Origin of the sequence: Bradyrhizobium sp. 2TAF36 (assembly GCF_052114925.1) — a bacterium.
GTDB lineage: Bacteria > Pseudomonadota > Alphaproteobacteria > Rhizobiales > Xanthobacteraceae > Bradyrhizobium > Bradyrhizobium barranii.
Genome location: NZ_JBFRFR010000125.1, coordinates 1 through 14022 on the forward strand (window position 1 = coordinate 1; position 14022 = coordinate 14022).

14 protein-coding genes and 1 pseudogene are annotated in these 14022 nt (G+C 59.4%); all 15 read right to left on the reverse strand.

Annotated features, from left to right (window positions below):
- Positions 1–541: 541 nt before the first annotated feature.
- Positions 542–1945: an FAD-binding oxidoreductase gene (locus AB4Z51_RS41155; RefSeq protein ID WP_135216739.1), complete on the reverse strand. Its 1404-nt coding sequence runs from the start codon at positions 1943–1945 to the stop codon at positions 542–544.
- Positions 1946–2165: 220 nt separating this feature from the next.
- Positions 2166–3083 carry an NADP-dependent oxidoreductase gene (locus tag AB4Z51_RS41160; RefSeq protein ID WP_135216740.1) on the reverse strand — a complete coding sequence of 306 codons (918 nt, stop codon included), beginning with the start codon at positions 3081–3083 and terminating at the stop codon, positions 2166–2168.
- A 355-nt stretch (positions 3084–3438) separates the two neighbouring features.
- On the reverse strand, positions 3439–3768 hold the full coding sequence (locus tag AB4Z51_RS41165) for a cytochrome c (protein WP_135216741.1): 330 nt from the start codon (positions 3766–3768) through the stop codon (positions 3439–3441).
- Between the two features lie 9 nt (positions 3769–3777).
- Positions 3778–5013 (reverse strand): annotated as a pseudogene (locus tag AB4Z51_RS41170) (molybdopterin-dependent oxidoreductase).
- 155 nt (positions 5014–5168) lie between these two features.
- Entirely contained in the window at positions 5169–6134 is a 966-nt protein-coding gene (locus AB4Z51_RS41175; protein WP_441499433.1) for an MBL fold metallo-hydrolase, read from the reverse strand.
- A 355-nt stretch (positions 6135–6489) separates the two neighbouring features.
- Positions 6490–6639 (reverse strand): multicopper oxidase domain-containing protein, encoded by a 150-nt coding sequence (locus AB4Z51_RS41180; protein ID WP_275552142.1) that lies wholly within the window; start codon positions 6637–6639, stop codon positions 6490–6492.
- Between the two features lie 19 nt (positions 6640–6658).
- Complete coding sequence (locus AB4Z51_RS41185) at positions 6659–6829, reverse strand: multicopper oxidase domain-containing protein (RefSeq protein ID WP_275552143.1); 171 nt, start codon at positions 6827–6829, stop codon at positions 6659–6661.
- 181 nt (positions 6830–7010) lie between these two features.
- Positions 7011–7280 carry a hypothetical protein gene (locus AB4Z51_RS41190; protein ID WP_244623421.1) on the reverse strand — a complete coding sequence of 90 codons (270 nt, stop codon included), beginning with the start codon at positions 7278–7280 and terminating at the stop codon, positions 7011–7013.
- A gap of 534 nt (positions 7281–7814) precedes the next feature.
- Positions 7815–8159 (reverse strand): hypothetical protein, encoded by a 345-nt coding sequence (locus tag AB4Z51_RS41195; protein WP_135216743.1) that lies wholly within the window; start codon positions 8157–8159, stop codon positions 7815–7817.
- A 123-nt stretch (positions 8160–8282) separates the two neighbouring features.
- A complete protein-coding gene (gene tetH, locus AB4Z51_RS41200) occupies positions 8283–9074 on the reverse strand; it encodes a thiosulfate dehydrogenase (RefSeq protein ID WP_135216744.1) in 792 nt (263 codons plus the stop codon).
- 149 nt (positions 9075–9223) lie between these two features.
- On the reverse strand, positions 9224–9598 hold the full coding sequence (locus tag AB4Z51_RS41205; protein ID WP_135216745.1) for a DUF302 domain-containing protein: 375 nt from the start codon (positions 9596–9598) through the stop codon (positions 9224–9226).
- A gap of 209 nt (positions 9599–9807) precedes the next feature.
- Entirely contained in the window at positions 9808–10632 is an 825-nt protein-coding gene (trpC, locus tag AB4Z51_RS41210) for an indole-3-glycerol phosphate synthase TrpC (RefSeq protein WP_135216767.1), read from the reverse strand.
- Between the two features lie 70 nt (positions 10633–10702).
- The gene (locus tag AB4Z51_RS41215) at positions 10703–11875 is read right to left on the reverse strand and encodes an MFS transporter (RefSeq protein WP_135216746.1); all 1173 of its coding nucleotides are present in this window, start codon (positions 11873–11875) and stop codon (positions 10703–10705) included.
- Between the two features lie 95 nt (positions 11876–11970).
- Positions 11971–12612, reverse strand: a complete 642-nt coding sequence (locus tag AB4Z51_RS41220; RefSeq protein WP_135216747.1) for an HD domain-containing protein — start codon at positions 12610–12612, stop codon at positions 11971–11973.
- A gap of 29 nt (positions 12613–12641) precedes the next feature.
- Positions 12642–13733: an RES domain-containing protein gene (locus AB4Z51_RS41225; protein WP_167768304.1), complete on the reverse strand. Its 1092-nt coding sequence runs from the start codon at positions 13731–13733 to the stop codon at positions 12642–12644.
- Between the last annotated feature and the right edge of the window lie 289 nt (positions 13734–14022).

The following is a 14022-nucleotide window of genomic DNA, read 5'->3' on the forward strand; positions in this document are numbered from 1 at the left end:
CGGACCGGGATCGGTGCCGCCGTGACCCGGTCGCTGTGGCTGAGGAATCGCGCCGCCCACGGTTTGCGCGTGCGCCAGCCCAACGCTCGTTAGCAGACCTCCGGTAGCAGTCGCTGCCAACATATGGCGACGAGAAATGGAATCCATGCGCGGTTCTCCTGCAATTCCATAATGCTGCTGCGCACTAAGCCTGTGCCTGACGTCTCTGTCGTATGGACTTTGCGCTGCTCGTAAGGAAGTGAAACGATTTCACGCGCGAGATGACGACTGTTCACATCGACCGCTCCGGCGCACACGGGCGGGGGCGCGGAACATCTGCCGAGGAAGAACACGACGGGCCATCGCGTTCGACTGGAGCCTCGACTCATGCGGTATGAACTCACAGGCGGAGCTGGAAGCCAGGGACAAGTCGGTCGATTGCGAGCAACTGCTCCGGGTCGAGCCGCATTCCGGCACGACCAATATTCGTAACGCGAAGAGCAAACACTGAATGTCATTCGGCCTACAAATATTTGAATGCCGGTTGACAGCCAGCGTCTAATCAAGCTGCCGGCACCACGTTGTGGTTGAGCCGGAACATATTGGCTGGGTCGTAGGCCTTCTTGATAGACGCCAAGCGCTCGTAGCACTCCGGGCCGTAGATCGCCGCGGCGTCAGCCGCCTCATCTGGCGCGAGGTTGTTGACGTACCGCCGATCGGCCTTCCAGGGCTTCATGCCGTCGAGCAGCTCGGCGACCGATCTTTTGAGTTGCTGCTCCTGCGACAGCGGACCGGCTGCGACGGCTAGCAGGCTGTACGGCAAGCCCCTGGTCGCTACGGCATTGGGTGCCGCCGGCTCCCGGTCCCATCCCCCGCCCAGAGCACGCAGCTCGGCGAGCACCAAGGCGGTTTCGGCGTCCGGACCGACGAGTTCAATCAACTTGTCCTGCGCCTGTGCGGGGAACTCTCGCAGCATGATGCCCCGCTCGTAGTATGGCACCGGGTCGGTCGGCTCGTTGTGGATCGATGCGACCTCGGAGTACGGCATGTCCCGCACGGTATCTAAGACTGCCGGGGCTACCGCTCGCAGCGGCTCTACCATCCGCTCGCCGTCCGCAGTCGTGCCGTTGTAGGCGACCCGCACCGAGACAAGAAACTTCCCGCGCAGAGGCTCGGGCACTTCGAGCATTGATGGCATCCGCATCACAGCGATTGATGTGGTCATTGTCTCTGGTGTGCCTGGATGCCAAGTGGTCCAGGCTCGCAGAACCTCGGCCATCCGCTCACCGGGGAAGTAGATGCCGCCCGCGTAGAGGCGAGACACCGGGAACAGGTTGAATTCCAGGGCCGTGACCACTGCGAAGTTGCCCTTGCCGCCGCGAAGGGCCCAGAAAAGATCGGGTTCGGATGCCGCGTTGACGTGACGCAGTTTGCCGTCCGCGGTGACCACATCGATCGAGCACACGTGGTCGGCGGCGTAGCCGTGGGAGCGGCCGAGGGTCGGGCTGAGCCCGCCACCCAGGGTGTAACCAGCGACTCCTACAGTGGGATTCGTCCCGTTCAGCGGAGCTAGACCGGCTCCGGCCGCCTTCGCAATGACCTCTGACCACAGCACGCCAGCGCCGACTCGCGCCGTTCGGCGGGCCGCGTCGATTGTTATGTCGTTCATACGGTGAGTTGCGATCACAACGGCGCCGTGCGCCTTGCCGACCATCTGGTGACCGGTGTTCTTCACCAGAACCGGCCGATGCTGCCTCGCCGCGAAAGTAACGGCGGCCTGGATATCGGCCGCGTTCTCCGGCACCACGATCAGCGCTGGCGCCAGCTCGTGATTGAGGTTCCAGACGGCACGTTCGTCATCGTATCCCAGTTCGCCCGGGAGTAGAACCGAACCCTCGATTGCGGCCGTGAGAGACGCCGCATCCGTCGGCAACACCGGCGGCAGGCACGAATCGTTGAAAGTCATGACATGCATCCGAGACACTTCCGATGGGTTGAAAAAAACGTCGCTCTTCATGAACCTAAGGTACGATACTGCCTGTCGGTCTTGTCATGACATGCGACACCTGCCTCCGCTCACCGATGCGAGACTGGCCAGTCTGCTTGGGCGAAAGACGTCAAGGACGATCGTCACGATCTATTGCGCGATAATTCACGCGACAGAACCATTCACGCTCGCCAAGTCGTCAAGGAGAAACGTGGATGACGGTTTTACCCGCGCGTCGCTCGGTCGAGTTAAAGGCGGTAACAGCATCGTCGAGGGTTGAGACGTTGCCGATGTTCGTCCGCAGTCGTCGGTCCCGCACCCGCTGGACGATCTCACTCAATTGGGTCCGATCCGGCTCGACAACGAAGTCGACCGTCAGGCCATCGACGGGCCGCGCGTCGGATGGCCCGACGACAGATACCAGCGATCCCCCGGCTCGAATCAGACGTGCGGACCGCTTTCCGATATCGCCGCCGATGACATCGAACACAAGATCGACTCCGCCGACGTCTTCCAAAGCGTCGTTGCCAAGGTCGACAAACTCCTGCGCGCCGAAATCGAGCGCCTTTTGACGGTCGGCCGCGCGTCCGGTGCCGATGACGTAGGCGCCGGCCTCTCGTGCGAGTTGCGTCACCATCGACCCGACTGCGCCGGCCGCGCCGTGCGCGACGACGCTCTGCCCCGCACGAAGCCGCCCGTGCACGAACAATCCTTGCCACGCGGTCAGGCCCGAGATCGGCAGGCTCGCGCCCACCGTGAAGTTGACGTCCCCCGGCAACGGCGCGAGGTTGCGTGCCTCAACGGCTATATACTCAGCCAAGGTGCCGTCGCGATACCAGTCGGCGAGGCCGAACACCCGCTGTCCCACCGACAGCCCCGTCGTACCATATCCGACAGCGGTGACCACCCCGGCGAGTTCGTGGCCGGGGATCGACGGTGTTCGATCACGCTCGAGGCGATCAGTCCAAGTCGAGGGCCACTCCAGCTCCGTCGGGACGAAGCCCGACGCTTGAACTTGAACGATGACGTCGTTTATCGCTGCCTGCGGCTTGGGTCGCTCCACCAGCTTCATCCCGGCCGTTCCTGCTGCCTGGTCCGTCACAGCGATCGCCTTCATGATACTTTTCTCTCGGTCATTTGTCACCTTGGGTTCGGAAGCGCGGCGCGCCGGCGATTGACACAATGTCATCCATTGCGGCATTCCTCATCTCCGAGTCCGCGACCTGCTCGTCAGCATTGATCGAGGCTCCCACTAGTCGGATGGACCAGGATCGACGCGGCTCGCTAAGAGATGCGTCGTGCTTGGTCGTATAACAGTACCAAGATTGCGGATTTTGACTGTACCATCACGCGATGACTGCGCTCCCGATCAACACGAATCGTGCGGTCGGGGCTCCACCAAGCCGTAGGCCGGCCGCGATCGGTAAGCGTATGGATCCAGTCCATATATGACTGCTTCAGTCTGTCGTTCGTCAGTTGGTGCCCTTGGCTTTCGCGAGGAAGTCTACGATCACTGCCACGTCGGCTTCATCGATTGGAGCTTTGTAAACGTTGATCATCTTGTGAACCTCGGCTTCCCAAGTTGCGCGCGGCAGCGCCGGCTGGTTCAGCACCATGTCCGCGGAGTGACAGGCCAGGCAGTTGTTGGTGGTCGCCTCGGCCGTCGAACCGTCCGGAAACAGAGCATCATCCGCGGGAAGATCTACCGTCATCGATTTGATTTCGGCCTGCTCCTGAACCTGTGCCATAGTCGGGGACAGCAGCGCCATCGCCAAGCAGCCGGCTAACGTGCTTGGGCGCATTGATTGCTCCTACGTTGCGTTGACATGGATCGCTTCGATGACGTTGCGCATGAAGCCGCTATTGTTCCAGTTCGGCTGAGACGGCTGGACTTCACCGGCCGCGTTCGTGCAGCGAACCATCAGTCCGTAGCTGCCCTTCTCGGGCAGCAAGACATCAGTTTCCCACCGACGGAAGCTGTATTTGCCGTGATCCGCGCCGAGCGTGGTCGGTTGCCAGGATCGACCGCTATCGGCGGAAAGCTCGACCTTGGCTACGCCCGTATCGCCACCGAAGGCAATGCCGTGCAGCGGCACACGCGCTTTTGCAAGCAAAGAGGCGCCCTCCGTGAGATTGGTGATAAAAGAGCGCGGCGGCATGCGATTGATCGGAATCATCTTCACGCCGCTCTGGTCCGGCACGATGTTGGCATGTGGCGCGTCCGGAATAGTGTAGGCGACCGCCATCCAGTAATTGTCGTCGGGCTTGTCCAGCACCTCGATATCGTTGAGCATCTTGACCCAGTACGTCGAATACCAGCCGGGCACGACCAGCCGCAGCGGAAGGCCGTTCAGAAGTGGAAGCTGCTCTCCGTTCATGGCAAAGGCGATCATCACCTCGCCGTCTCGGGCATGATCGATGGCCAGCGATTTCCTGAATGTCGGTGCGTCCGGCACCGGCGGTTCGTCCAGTCCCTTAAAGCGCACATGGACGGCACCACTCTTGACGCCGGCCCGATCCAGACGTCCTTCAAACGGACGCCCGTCCATCTCGCGTTGCCCATCGCGCCATGAGCCCATTGTGCACCCGGAACGCGCGGCAAGAAGAAGCCCCGTGAATTACCCGAGCACTGGTTGACGGCGGCCAACTCGACGCGTGGCAAGTGGAGAATGTCTTCGATGGAAAGTGACAGCGCTCGGTCCACGTGCCTCCGTACCGACGGCCTGAAACTGCTCACGTCGACCGAATTTGGGATCGCCGACCAATGCCAGCGCACGTAGAACAGATCGTTCGGCGTGAACACGCCCTGATCGAATACCTCAATCGGAGTTTCAAGCAGCGGCGGGCGGCTCCGCTGCAGAATCATGCCCGACTTCTCCGGGAACCGCATGGGTGAGTGGTCGTTGACGCGGTTCGCTCGGCAGCGGCAACTCGATCAATTCGCTCGCAAGAGCCGGTGCGGCCGCGAGCGAGGCCCCTGCGACTCCGAGTTGCCGAAGCAATGAACGCCGCGACAGAACGAGACCCGAGTCCACACTCAAGGGCATGCGACAGCCGACGCTAGGACCATTCGGCGTTCTCTTTGCAGGAAAGCTGTGGTGATACATCGATCCCCCTTCTGAACAGAATCACAGAATAACCGTCAGCTTTAATGGACAATCGAATTGAGATTGGACAATCGCGAATCTACGCGCCGCACCGTCTACAATCCTTCGTAGACAAGCTTGGTGAAGAACTTCGGATTGATCACAAATCGCCCCCACTTGTCATCGTAGGCCGCGGTCGGCTTCGCCGCGGTGATTTCTTCGAGGGATTTTCCCTGTGACTTCAGTGCAGCGATCTTGTCACGCACAGTGATCAGCATATCGCGAAATTCAATCAATTGAACTCGGTTGCCAATCGCCCCATGACCAGGAACTAGGATTGTCTTATCCGTGGTGCGTTCGATAACCGTGCTGGCCCAGCTGATCATAAAATTGACACTACCGCCGTCTTCGTTATCGATGAACGGATAGTATCCGTTCCAGAACGTATCGCCGAGGGCGACAATGTCCGCCTTCTCGAAGTACACCAACACATCGCCGTCGGTATGACCTGGGCCCAAATGCTCTATCTTTATCGATTCACCCGCAAAGGTGAGCTCCCTCTCATTGTCCACGATCATCGTCGGGCGTGCGCCGGCTGGAACGGGAGCGAACGTCCAATTCCAGTCGTCCAGGTGAGTGGTCTTCGAAAGATGATTCAGCGTATTACTCTGCGCAATGATCGAGGCGCCGGCTGCATGCATCCACTCGTTTCCGTCGGTATGATCCCAGTGCCAATGAGTATTTACGACGTATTTCAGCGGTGAAGAGCCGATCTTGTCGAGAGTCGCTTGCAACTTGTCTTTCGATGGTTTGATGCCAGAATCTACGAGGAACTTGCCTTCGCTTCCCGATAGAACAACGATATTCCCGCCGGATCCCACTAGGACATTGATGTTGCCGCGCAAGGGTACAGTGATGATATCGCTCTTGGCTCGCTCCAGATATCGCGCGCCGGCCCCGGTATGGAAATAATCTCCTTCCACCGGCGCATCGGCGGTTGCGGATGCAGCATATCCAATTGCAAGAAGGGCCGAACACAGAAATGCGGCGATCGATGGAGTCGCGGGCATGTTTATCCGCATGATCGGGATGTCCTTTGCTAGTGACGCAACCGCGTTGTTGACCAGGTTGTCGACATGATTTCCGCGGATGCATCCTGATGAACATTTAGCGATTACGGAAGTGAAACGAATACATTCTGCGATTGAACGGGCTGCACTCTCATCGGTGGGCGCGTGCGCAAGACGTGACCCGGCTGATCGCGCTGCTACTCCCAGCCCGAAATGCGAGAACGTCTGCGATGTGCCGCTTAAGGCTTTCCGCGCTTCGCCAACCCGTCGTTATTTTGAGAAAATGCAAAGGTTCGACTGGACCATGTCACCTATGGCACTGTCGAGGTTCGGACCGGCGATCGGACACTCGCGGCCTGCCGGCGTATCAGGCAACCACCTCAATGATTCCCATCATGCCTTTGTCTTCGTGATCGACTGCATGACAATGGTAAACGAACCTGCCGACGATCACGGGATCAGTGAACGGGATCACGATCTTGAGTACACTAGGCCACCCGTTTGTCGCGGGCGGCACCGAAAACGTGTCGCGCAGGCTATCGTCGCTCCAGTAAACGCCGCCGGACCTCAGTCACCAGGAACGGTGTTTGGTGAATGTGGAAGCTGTGATACTGTTGATCCTCGTTCACCACCGTCCACTCTTCTGTATCGCCGAGCCAGACGATTTGGTCGGTGCGCCCCTCGTCGACGACGTGGCCATCAATCATGAACGCCGTGCGGTCTTCGGTGCGTGACTAGAGAAGCGCCCGGCGTCGGGCGATCGGTGCCGCGCGAATCTCGTCGATCCATTGCGGACCAGTGACTCGCTGTCGAAGGATTTCGTCCTCGACGCGCGCCGTGCTCGGCAACGATCCACTGGATCTGACGAGCGCCAATAGTCGGACCGGTTCAGGGAGGCGCCAAGCCTCGTTCTGGAATGAGATGGTTCGCATCGGGTATTCCCCTGCCGCGGCCGGACCGCAATTGCGTCAATGCCTCGCCTGACCCGATGAAGAATTCAGTCGCTTTGCGCAACGTATCGCCCAGGCGCACGCGCAGCGTCGGCGGCACATAAGCGCCGTTGTAGAGCAGGCCGGAAAAGGCGCGACCGCCGCCGAGATGCACCGGCCCAGGTGCAGCTGTCATCGTCAAATCGAACGAACCGTTGGCGCTGCGCATTTCTGTTGGCTGGATGAGCGCCTCGGACGTTGGCGAATTGTGCTGCGAGCGCGCCCGCGCCCCAGGCGTGGACCGGCCAAGCGTTAGCAGGCCTCCAGCCGCAGTCGCTGCTCCGACAAGGCGACCGACGGCTTCGACGAACGAACGGCGGTCAAGCGTGGAGGACTGGCGCATTTGCATCGCTTATCACGTGCTTGACTACGGTCAGATTCGTCGGCTCTTCCATAGCGCTAGATTCCATGTGCCATCTACGGGACGGATGGCAGCGGCCGATCGGAACAAGCCGGCGAAGTGCAGCGGACGCGGGTAAGCCAGCTGGACAGTGCTCGGCTGTTCCGCAGTAAAGTCGTCAAAGCCTGCGCCGACGAGATCCATGTTCGCACCTTCGGCAAGAGGCGCCGCGATCGGGTACAAATGCGGAGAAATTCCATTTGTCGTATGTAGTGCGATCGCAAGCCAGATGTTTTGGCTATCGGCTTCCAAAATGCCGTGACTCCGCAAAAACGCGCGTGCCGCGTTTGCGCCATCCACCTCTTAGCGAAGGTGGCTATCCCCATAGTTTTCGGTCAGCCCATAATCATGGAACATAGCCGCGACGTAAAGAAGTTCGTGATCAAAGGCCATGCCCTTGCGCCCACCTGCCAATGCGGCCCACCAATAAAGCCGCATGGAGTGCTGAAACAGCAACTCGCCTTCACTATCACGAATGGTCTTAGCTGCGTCGCGAGCCAATGCGCTGTCAGGAACTTGTATCCCTAGAACAGAAACGATTTCAGCAACGCTCGACGTGCCGGTTTCGGCCCGCCCCTCTTGTGCTGTCGCTGACCCGGCAACCAAAAGCGCAAAGCAAGCACAGATGAGAGTGGCATGACTCTTCACGGCATTCTCCTTCGACGTTCGAGACTAAGGTGCTATTTCCTCTTGAGTACCGGCCTTGCGGCCCATGACCTGGGATTTGCCGTGACGCTGGGCGAATATTGGCGCGCCATCGGGGGGACGAGTCTAACTTGCCTTTGAATACGTGAAGCCGGCATGCTGCAGCTCGACGAGAAAGGCCACAACGCTTGGCACAAGCACAACGCCTGGAATCAGGTTTTTGGTGAGGTCAGCCGCTATCGCGTCGGGAGAGACGTCGGAGAATTCACCCGATTGATGAAGATATCGCGCGATGGCATGAATGGAATCATGACAGCCCAGAAATACCGCTCCTCGCCGCTGGAGTGAGACAATATTGCTGTTTTGCGGACCGTAAAACCCTGTCAGGTCCTGAAGATCATCTCTGGGTGACGCCCCCGGCTTCTCGACGATGAAACTGTTGAAGTCGCCCTGCCCGCCACCGACCTTGGCCAACTTGTACTTCTCCCACGCCGCTTGATTGAACAAAGCTGCGTGAGCGTTTCCGTGAACCGCAGCAACGGCCAGAAAGTCAACGTTCCCAAGCGAGAACACCTGCCCGTTAATGGCCTCACGCATCAGGTTGATCCATGGCGCTGCAAGATCGGTGCTCTCCCATACCTGCAACGCGTGGTACTTGTACGACAACAGCAGGTCAGCCGCTTCGTGGTCCCACGGTTCAGGCGAGGTGAGAATGAAAGGAACGCTCTTAAACCCGCGCCTGCAGGGTGAGTCGGCAAGGGCCTTGCTCAGGTGCAAAAGCTTTATACCGGAAAGCACATGCTCAGAGGACTCCTGTTCAGCAGCTGTCGCTGTGGACGGCGCCCCTAAGAACATGGCGGCTTGGCTAAACACCAAGAGAGCTGTTCTGCGGCTCGCAGATGCGACGATGCTATTCATGTTCGTGGTTCCATGAGCGGTCTGCGCTTCTTCAATTATTAGGGGACGTCGCTTTTACGGCGTTCGTGATAACCCGTTCTGGAGTCAGCTTTCCCGCCATACCCTTAGGCAACCCGTGCTTTCCTTCCAGGTTCGCCGGGGGGCGTAGGTTACGTAGACTTTCCATGCTCACCTTCTCGGACAAGCAACCGCAGCGGAAGCTCGAGCGCGAAGTCTGGAGCGGCTAGCATTAGAGCAGTGCCGCCCTTCGGATTACCGTAGATCAGCACGGTGGTCGGGGGCATATCCAGTCCGACCGATTGCGCTGCAGCATGGTGATCAATGGTCGCAAATATCTTTAAACCGTTCGCTTCAAGAGCCGTGCGCAAGCGAGCGAGCGTCTCGGAAAGCGAATAAATGCTCTCGAGCCTCACTACCTCCTCCTTCGACGTTTCAGTGGCAGCAGCGCTGCACCACGTCGCGGCGTTTGCGAGTACTGCCGCGTACGCGAGCGCAACAATTAAGGTGATCGAGTGCTTCCTCATTTGAGGTTTCCCTGAACTGGACGCTCAGCGCGGGTAGCTGCAGCCGTCACTTTGCGCCCTTTGCAGCGACAAGGAAGTGGAAGAATGTCAGCCGACAGATGAGCACGTTGCATGATGACCAGCACGGGCGGTCGCTGCGCGCAAATGACGGATTGACCAAGCGCTACGTGCCGGATCGCTGGGTGCCGGGATGAAGCCAGGACAAGAGATCAAAGTCCCAGAGGAGCTGGCCCCCCTCCCTCTTCGCGGGCGAGCAGCGCCCGCGTAGCGCTGATCACGTCATCCTGACGCATCAGGCTTTCTCCGACCAGGAATGTCGATATGCCGAGCAGGCCAAGCCGGGCCAAATCTGCTGGCGTGGATATGCCGCTTTCGCCGACGATCAGGCGATCTTTCGGAATCAACGGCGCCAACGCTTCGCTGGTTGCAAGCGTTGTCTGGAAGGTCCTCAAGTTCCGATGATTGATACCGATCATCGGCGAACGCAACCGCGAGGCTCGCTCGAGTTCGTCGTGGTCGTGGATTTCGATCAGCACGTCCATACCATGGTCGAGGGCCGCGGCCTCGATATCTTCGGCGGCGGAATCGTCAAGGGCCGCCATGATGAGCAGAATGCAGTCCGCCCCGTATGCCCGAGCCTCCACCACCTGATAGGTATCGAAGATAAAATCCTTGCGCAGCACGGGAAGGCTCGTTGCGGAGCGCGCCGTCGTCAGGAAGTCCAAGCTTCCCTGGAACGACGGTTTGTCGGTTAGCACAGACAAGCAAGCCGCACCGCCAGCTTCGTAGTCTCTGGCAAGTGCAGGTGGGTCGAAACTCTCGCGTATGAGCCCTTTCGACGGAGATGCCTTTTTGATTTCAGCGATCAGCGCGTACTCGCCCGTCGCCAGCTTGCTGCGGATTGCGGCGACGAACCCCCGCGGAGCCGAAGCGGCCCGGGCGAGCGACAGCATTTGCCCTTCCGAACGGATTTGCCTCGCAGCCTCGATCTCCCGACGCTTGTAGACTTCGATCTTCCTGAGAATATTTGGAATCATTCATCTGCTCCTTCGATACGATAGATCTACAACAGCCCTTAACGCGCGCGTAGGAGCAGGGCTCGCTTCAGCCTCGGCGTGATAAGGCGCGGCCGCTGACCGGCACCGCCAGCAGCGCTGCCAAGCTAAATCCCGTCGCCACCCAGCCGAGCCGCATTACGCCGCCATCCGCGAGAACCAGCGCACCGACCGCAGCGCCGGCCGCGCTGCCGAGATAGATGGCTGACGAATTGAGGGACAGGCCGACCGCAGCGAGATCCGGAATCAGCGCGACCAATCGCGCCTGCTGCGCCGTCATCACCCCCCAGCTGGACAGCCCCCAAAGCAGGATGGCCGGTAGCAGAACGAACATGGCCCGCGCAGGCCCGAGCGTCACACCCAGCGAGAGGACAAGGTAAGCCAGAACGGTGAAGCTGCCACTTACGATCACGGTAAAGTCCGGGCCCCTGTGGTCCGCCATGGCGCCGCCGAGCCGGGTACCGAACGCGCTGGCAAGCCCGAAGCCAAAGAGCACCAGCGCAAGGCCCTGTGGTCCAATCCCGGAAGCATGCGCGAGAAAGACGCCGAGATACGTATAGAGCGTGAATGTCCCGGCGACCGTCAAAACGCTGGTCGCCAAAATCGTCATCACGTCGGGGCGCTTGGCCAACGCCAGGCGTTCTCCCAGACTCGCCGTGATGCCCGGCCGCTGACTCGGCAGCCCGAAGAGGATGCCAAGCAGCGAGAGCGCCGCCATGCCCGCCACGCCGAGGAAAGTAGCGCGCCAACCAAACCGCTCACCAACCAATACCCCGAGCGGCACGCCGGCAACGATCGCTAAGGTCAGCCCATTGGTGACCATCGACAGAGCCCGGCCACGCCGCTCCGGTCCGCCCAGCGCCGCGGCATATCCGCTGGCCGCCGGCATGAAACTGGCGGCGGATAGGGCAAGTAGCAGCCGAGCTGCCAGTAACGCCGCATAACCCGGTGCCATTGCAGCGAGCAGATTCGCGACGCTGAAGCTCGCAATGGCGATCGCGAGCACGCGACGCCGCTCCAAGTGGGCCGTCAGCACCGCCATTATCGGAGCGCCCACGGCATAAGCGACAGAGAACGCGGTGACCAGGTGCCCGGTGGCGGACAAGCTGACGTTCAGGTCTTGCGCCAAGGCCGGCAGCAAACCGGCGATCATGAACCCTTCGGTGCCGATCGCGAACGCTCCGAGGGTTAGCCAGTGAAGTTCGTTTAGCGATCTAGACATCGGTCCTCGCACCAAGACACGGGCACGCTCACATCGGTAACGCGCTGCACGGATTCCCTCACCATGCGGCCCCAGAGACCAGCACCCACGACAGTTCAACTCCGCCAGGGCGCGTTTCGAATTCTACTGCACGCGTTGGGCCGGTGAAATGCGGGGTCGTGTTCCTGGATGTAATCGAAGTTGACGGTGCCGAACGTCGTCGCAGGCTTCTTGAGAGCAGAGCAGGTCTGCGCTTTGATGAAATCATTCTTGAAATTATCGCCGCGAGGAAACGCGGCGATGACTTGATCACGTTGCTCCGATGTGAACTCATCATACCCAATTCCGACGACGTCTACCAATACACCAGCGTTCGTGAGAGCGATCTCGGGCCGCATGAATTGCGGAATACCCGGGGTGGTGTGCAGGGCGATCGCTTCCCAAACCAAATCAGATTTCGGATCGGGAATACCATGACTGCGGAGAAATTCGCGCGCTGCGTCGGCGCCATCGACTTCAAACCGCCTTGTCTCGGTGTGAAAAGCGTCTACGAGACCCAGATCGTGAAACAACGCCGCGACATAGAGAAGCTCCGCGTCGACTTTCAGGTTCTGACGAATGCCTTTCATCGCGCCAAATACAAAGACGCGGACCGAGTGGTTGAACAATAACTCGGATTCATGTTGCCGCACGAGCTCAGCAGCTTCGCGCGCGATCTTGCTATCGGGAATCTTGATGCCAGAAACGATATTGGTCATTTGTCGAACTCCTAGCTCGATAGTTGCGATCAGCGCTGTTTGCGCTGACCGGCCTCCTCCACGGCTTGTTGCATCTGAATCGCCGTGATCACCGATATCGACAACCCGTCACGTCCTTTCTGACGGCACCGTTTCACCGCGAACTCATCCGCCTCGATTTCAACGCGCTTTACGTGATGTACTTTCACGCTTTCAGGCACGATGCGTAAGGCATGGTCGCGCCAATCGGCGTTGTGAGTGGAAACGGGCACTCCCACCTTAAAGATGCCTGAGTCCGGCCGCCCCGGCTGCTGCTCGCTTTTATCTATTTCACTGTGAAATTGCGGCATTTCCTCAAACACTTCGTAGTCTTCCACCCAGCCAGCCTCTGCCCACCGGCCCGTACTCACGCCAATCTCTGTTCCCTCCAGGAAGTTCATTGGCTCGACGCAGGATGCTCCGTGAAAAAGGACGACGCCAAGAGCGTCTCTGACGGAATGCCCCGATGGAAAGATGATGCCATCAATAGGCACCGAAGCCTCTGTTAGAAGAAAGTGAACCATGGCCTCAGCTGCAAGGTAGTCAGAAGGCTCGGCGTCAAACATGACTGACTGCGCGAGACGTTCACTTAGCGATCGTAGAAAAACGGCGACCTCGGTCCTCCCGGCCAATCCGAAGTCAGCGAGGCTTCCCGTGATGCGAACGTTATCAAGAACGGTCAGGTCGAGTAGTCGCAGCTTTCTGATGATCTCGAACTGACCCACAACAATCCGGCTACCAGTAGACGGCCGTGTGCCGGCTATAGCGGCCTTCAGATTGCTGGTAGCGCAAAACGCCAAGATGCCTTCTCCGCTCATGCGACCATCAATCGCCAAGCGCGAGCGCGGCGAGCCGAGGTGGATGTCTGGTCTGCCGAGCGCGGCTTTCAACTTGTCGTGAGATGGAAAGATCTGGGCGCGGAAAAGGGTGTGGAAATCCGCTCCGGGACCGGCGTCCACGACAAGCGAACGGCCTTCATTCGTTTTCAGTTCATCAATACCATCGAAGAGCGATGCGAGATTGCTTGCTGCTGTCGGACTAAAAAAGAGCGCCTCGGTTTTGAGTGAATTCGCTAATCCGGGCCAATCTATGCCTTGAGTCATCCGCGCGCTCCTGGGAAGCATCGAGCCTCAACCGAACAGCAACGGCCGTTCTCTCAGCTGAAGTGATCGCACCCGCCGCTCTCGACAGATTCGCCAAGACGGTTGGTCACGCGAATAGATGCGCCGCACTGCGCCGTGCAACAGTACCAAGATCGCCGATTCTCACTGTACCATAGCGTAGTGACCCGCTCTCAATCCGCTCAGCCGGCTGGATCCTTTCTTTGATAAAAGGGCAAACCGAGGCTGACTTGGCGTGCTTGGTGCACCACTTCGCGTGCATTCTTGGTGC

Bases quoted from the DNA above. Each gene is read 5' to 3' on its own strand.
- AB4Z51_RS41155 (WP_135216739.1), bottom strand. From the start codon at position 1,945: ATGACTTTCAACGATTCGTGCCTGCCGCCGGTGTTGCCGACGGATGCG.
- AB4Z51_RS41160 (WP_135216740.1), bottom strand. From the start codon at position 3,083: ATGAAGGCGATCGCTGTGACGGACCAGGCAGCAGGAACGGCCGGGATG.
- AB4Z51_RS41165 (WP_135216741.1), bottom strand. From the start codon at position 3,768: ATGCGCCCAAGCACGTTAGCCGGCTGCTTGGCGATGGCGCTGCTGTCC.
- AB4Z51_RS41175 (WP_441499433.1), bottom strand. From the start codon at position 6,134: ATGCGGATAAACATGCCCGCGACTCCATCGATCGCCGCATTTCTGTGT.
- AB4Z51_RS41185 (WP_275552143.1), bottom strand. From the start codon at position 6,829: ATGATTGATGGCCACGTCGTCGACGAGGGGCGCACCGACCAAATCGTC.
- AB4Z51_RS41190 (WP_244623421.1), bottom strand. From the start codon at position 7,280: ATGCGCAGCGCCAACGGTTCGTTCGATTTGACGATGACAGCTGCACCT.
- tetH (WP_135216744.1), bottom strand. From the start codon at position 9,074: ATGAATAGCATCGTCGCATCTGCGAGCCGCAGAACAGCTCTCTTGGTG.
- AB4Z51_RS41205 (WP_135216745.1), bottom strand. From the start codon at position 9,598: ATGAGGAAGCACTCGATCACCTTAATTGTTGCGCTCGCGTACGCGGCA.
- AB4Z51_RS41215 (WP_135216746.1), bottom strand. From the start codon at position 11,875: ATGTCTAGATCGCTAAACGAACTTCACTGGCTAACCCTCGGAGCGTTC.
- AB4Z51_RS41220 (WP_135216747.1), bottom strand. From the start codon at position 12,612: ATGACCAATATCGTTTCTGGCATCAAGATTCCCGATAGCAAGATCGCG.
- AB4Z51_RS41225 (WP_167768304.1), bottom strand. From the start codon at position 13,733: ATGACTCAAGGCATAGATTGGCCCGGATTAGCGAATTCACTCAAAACC.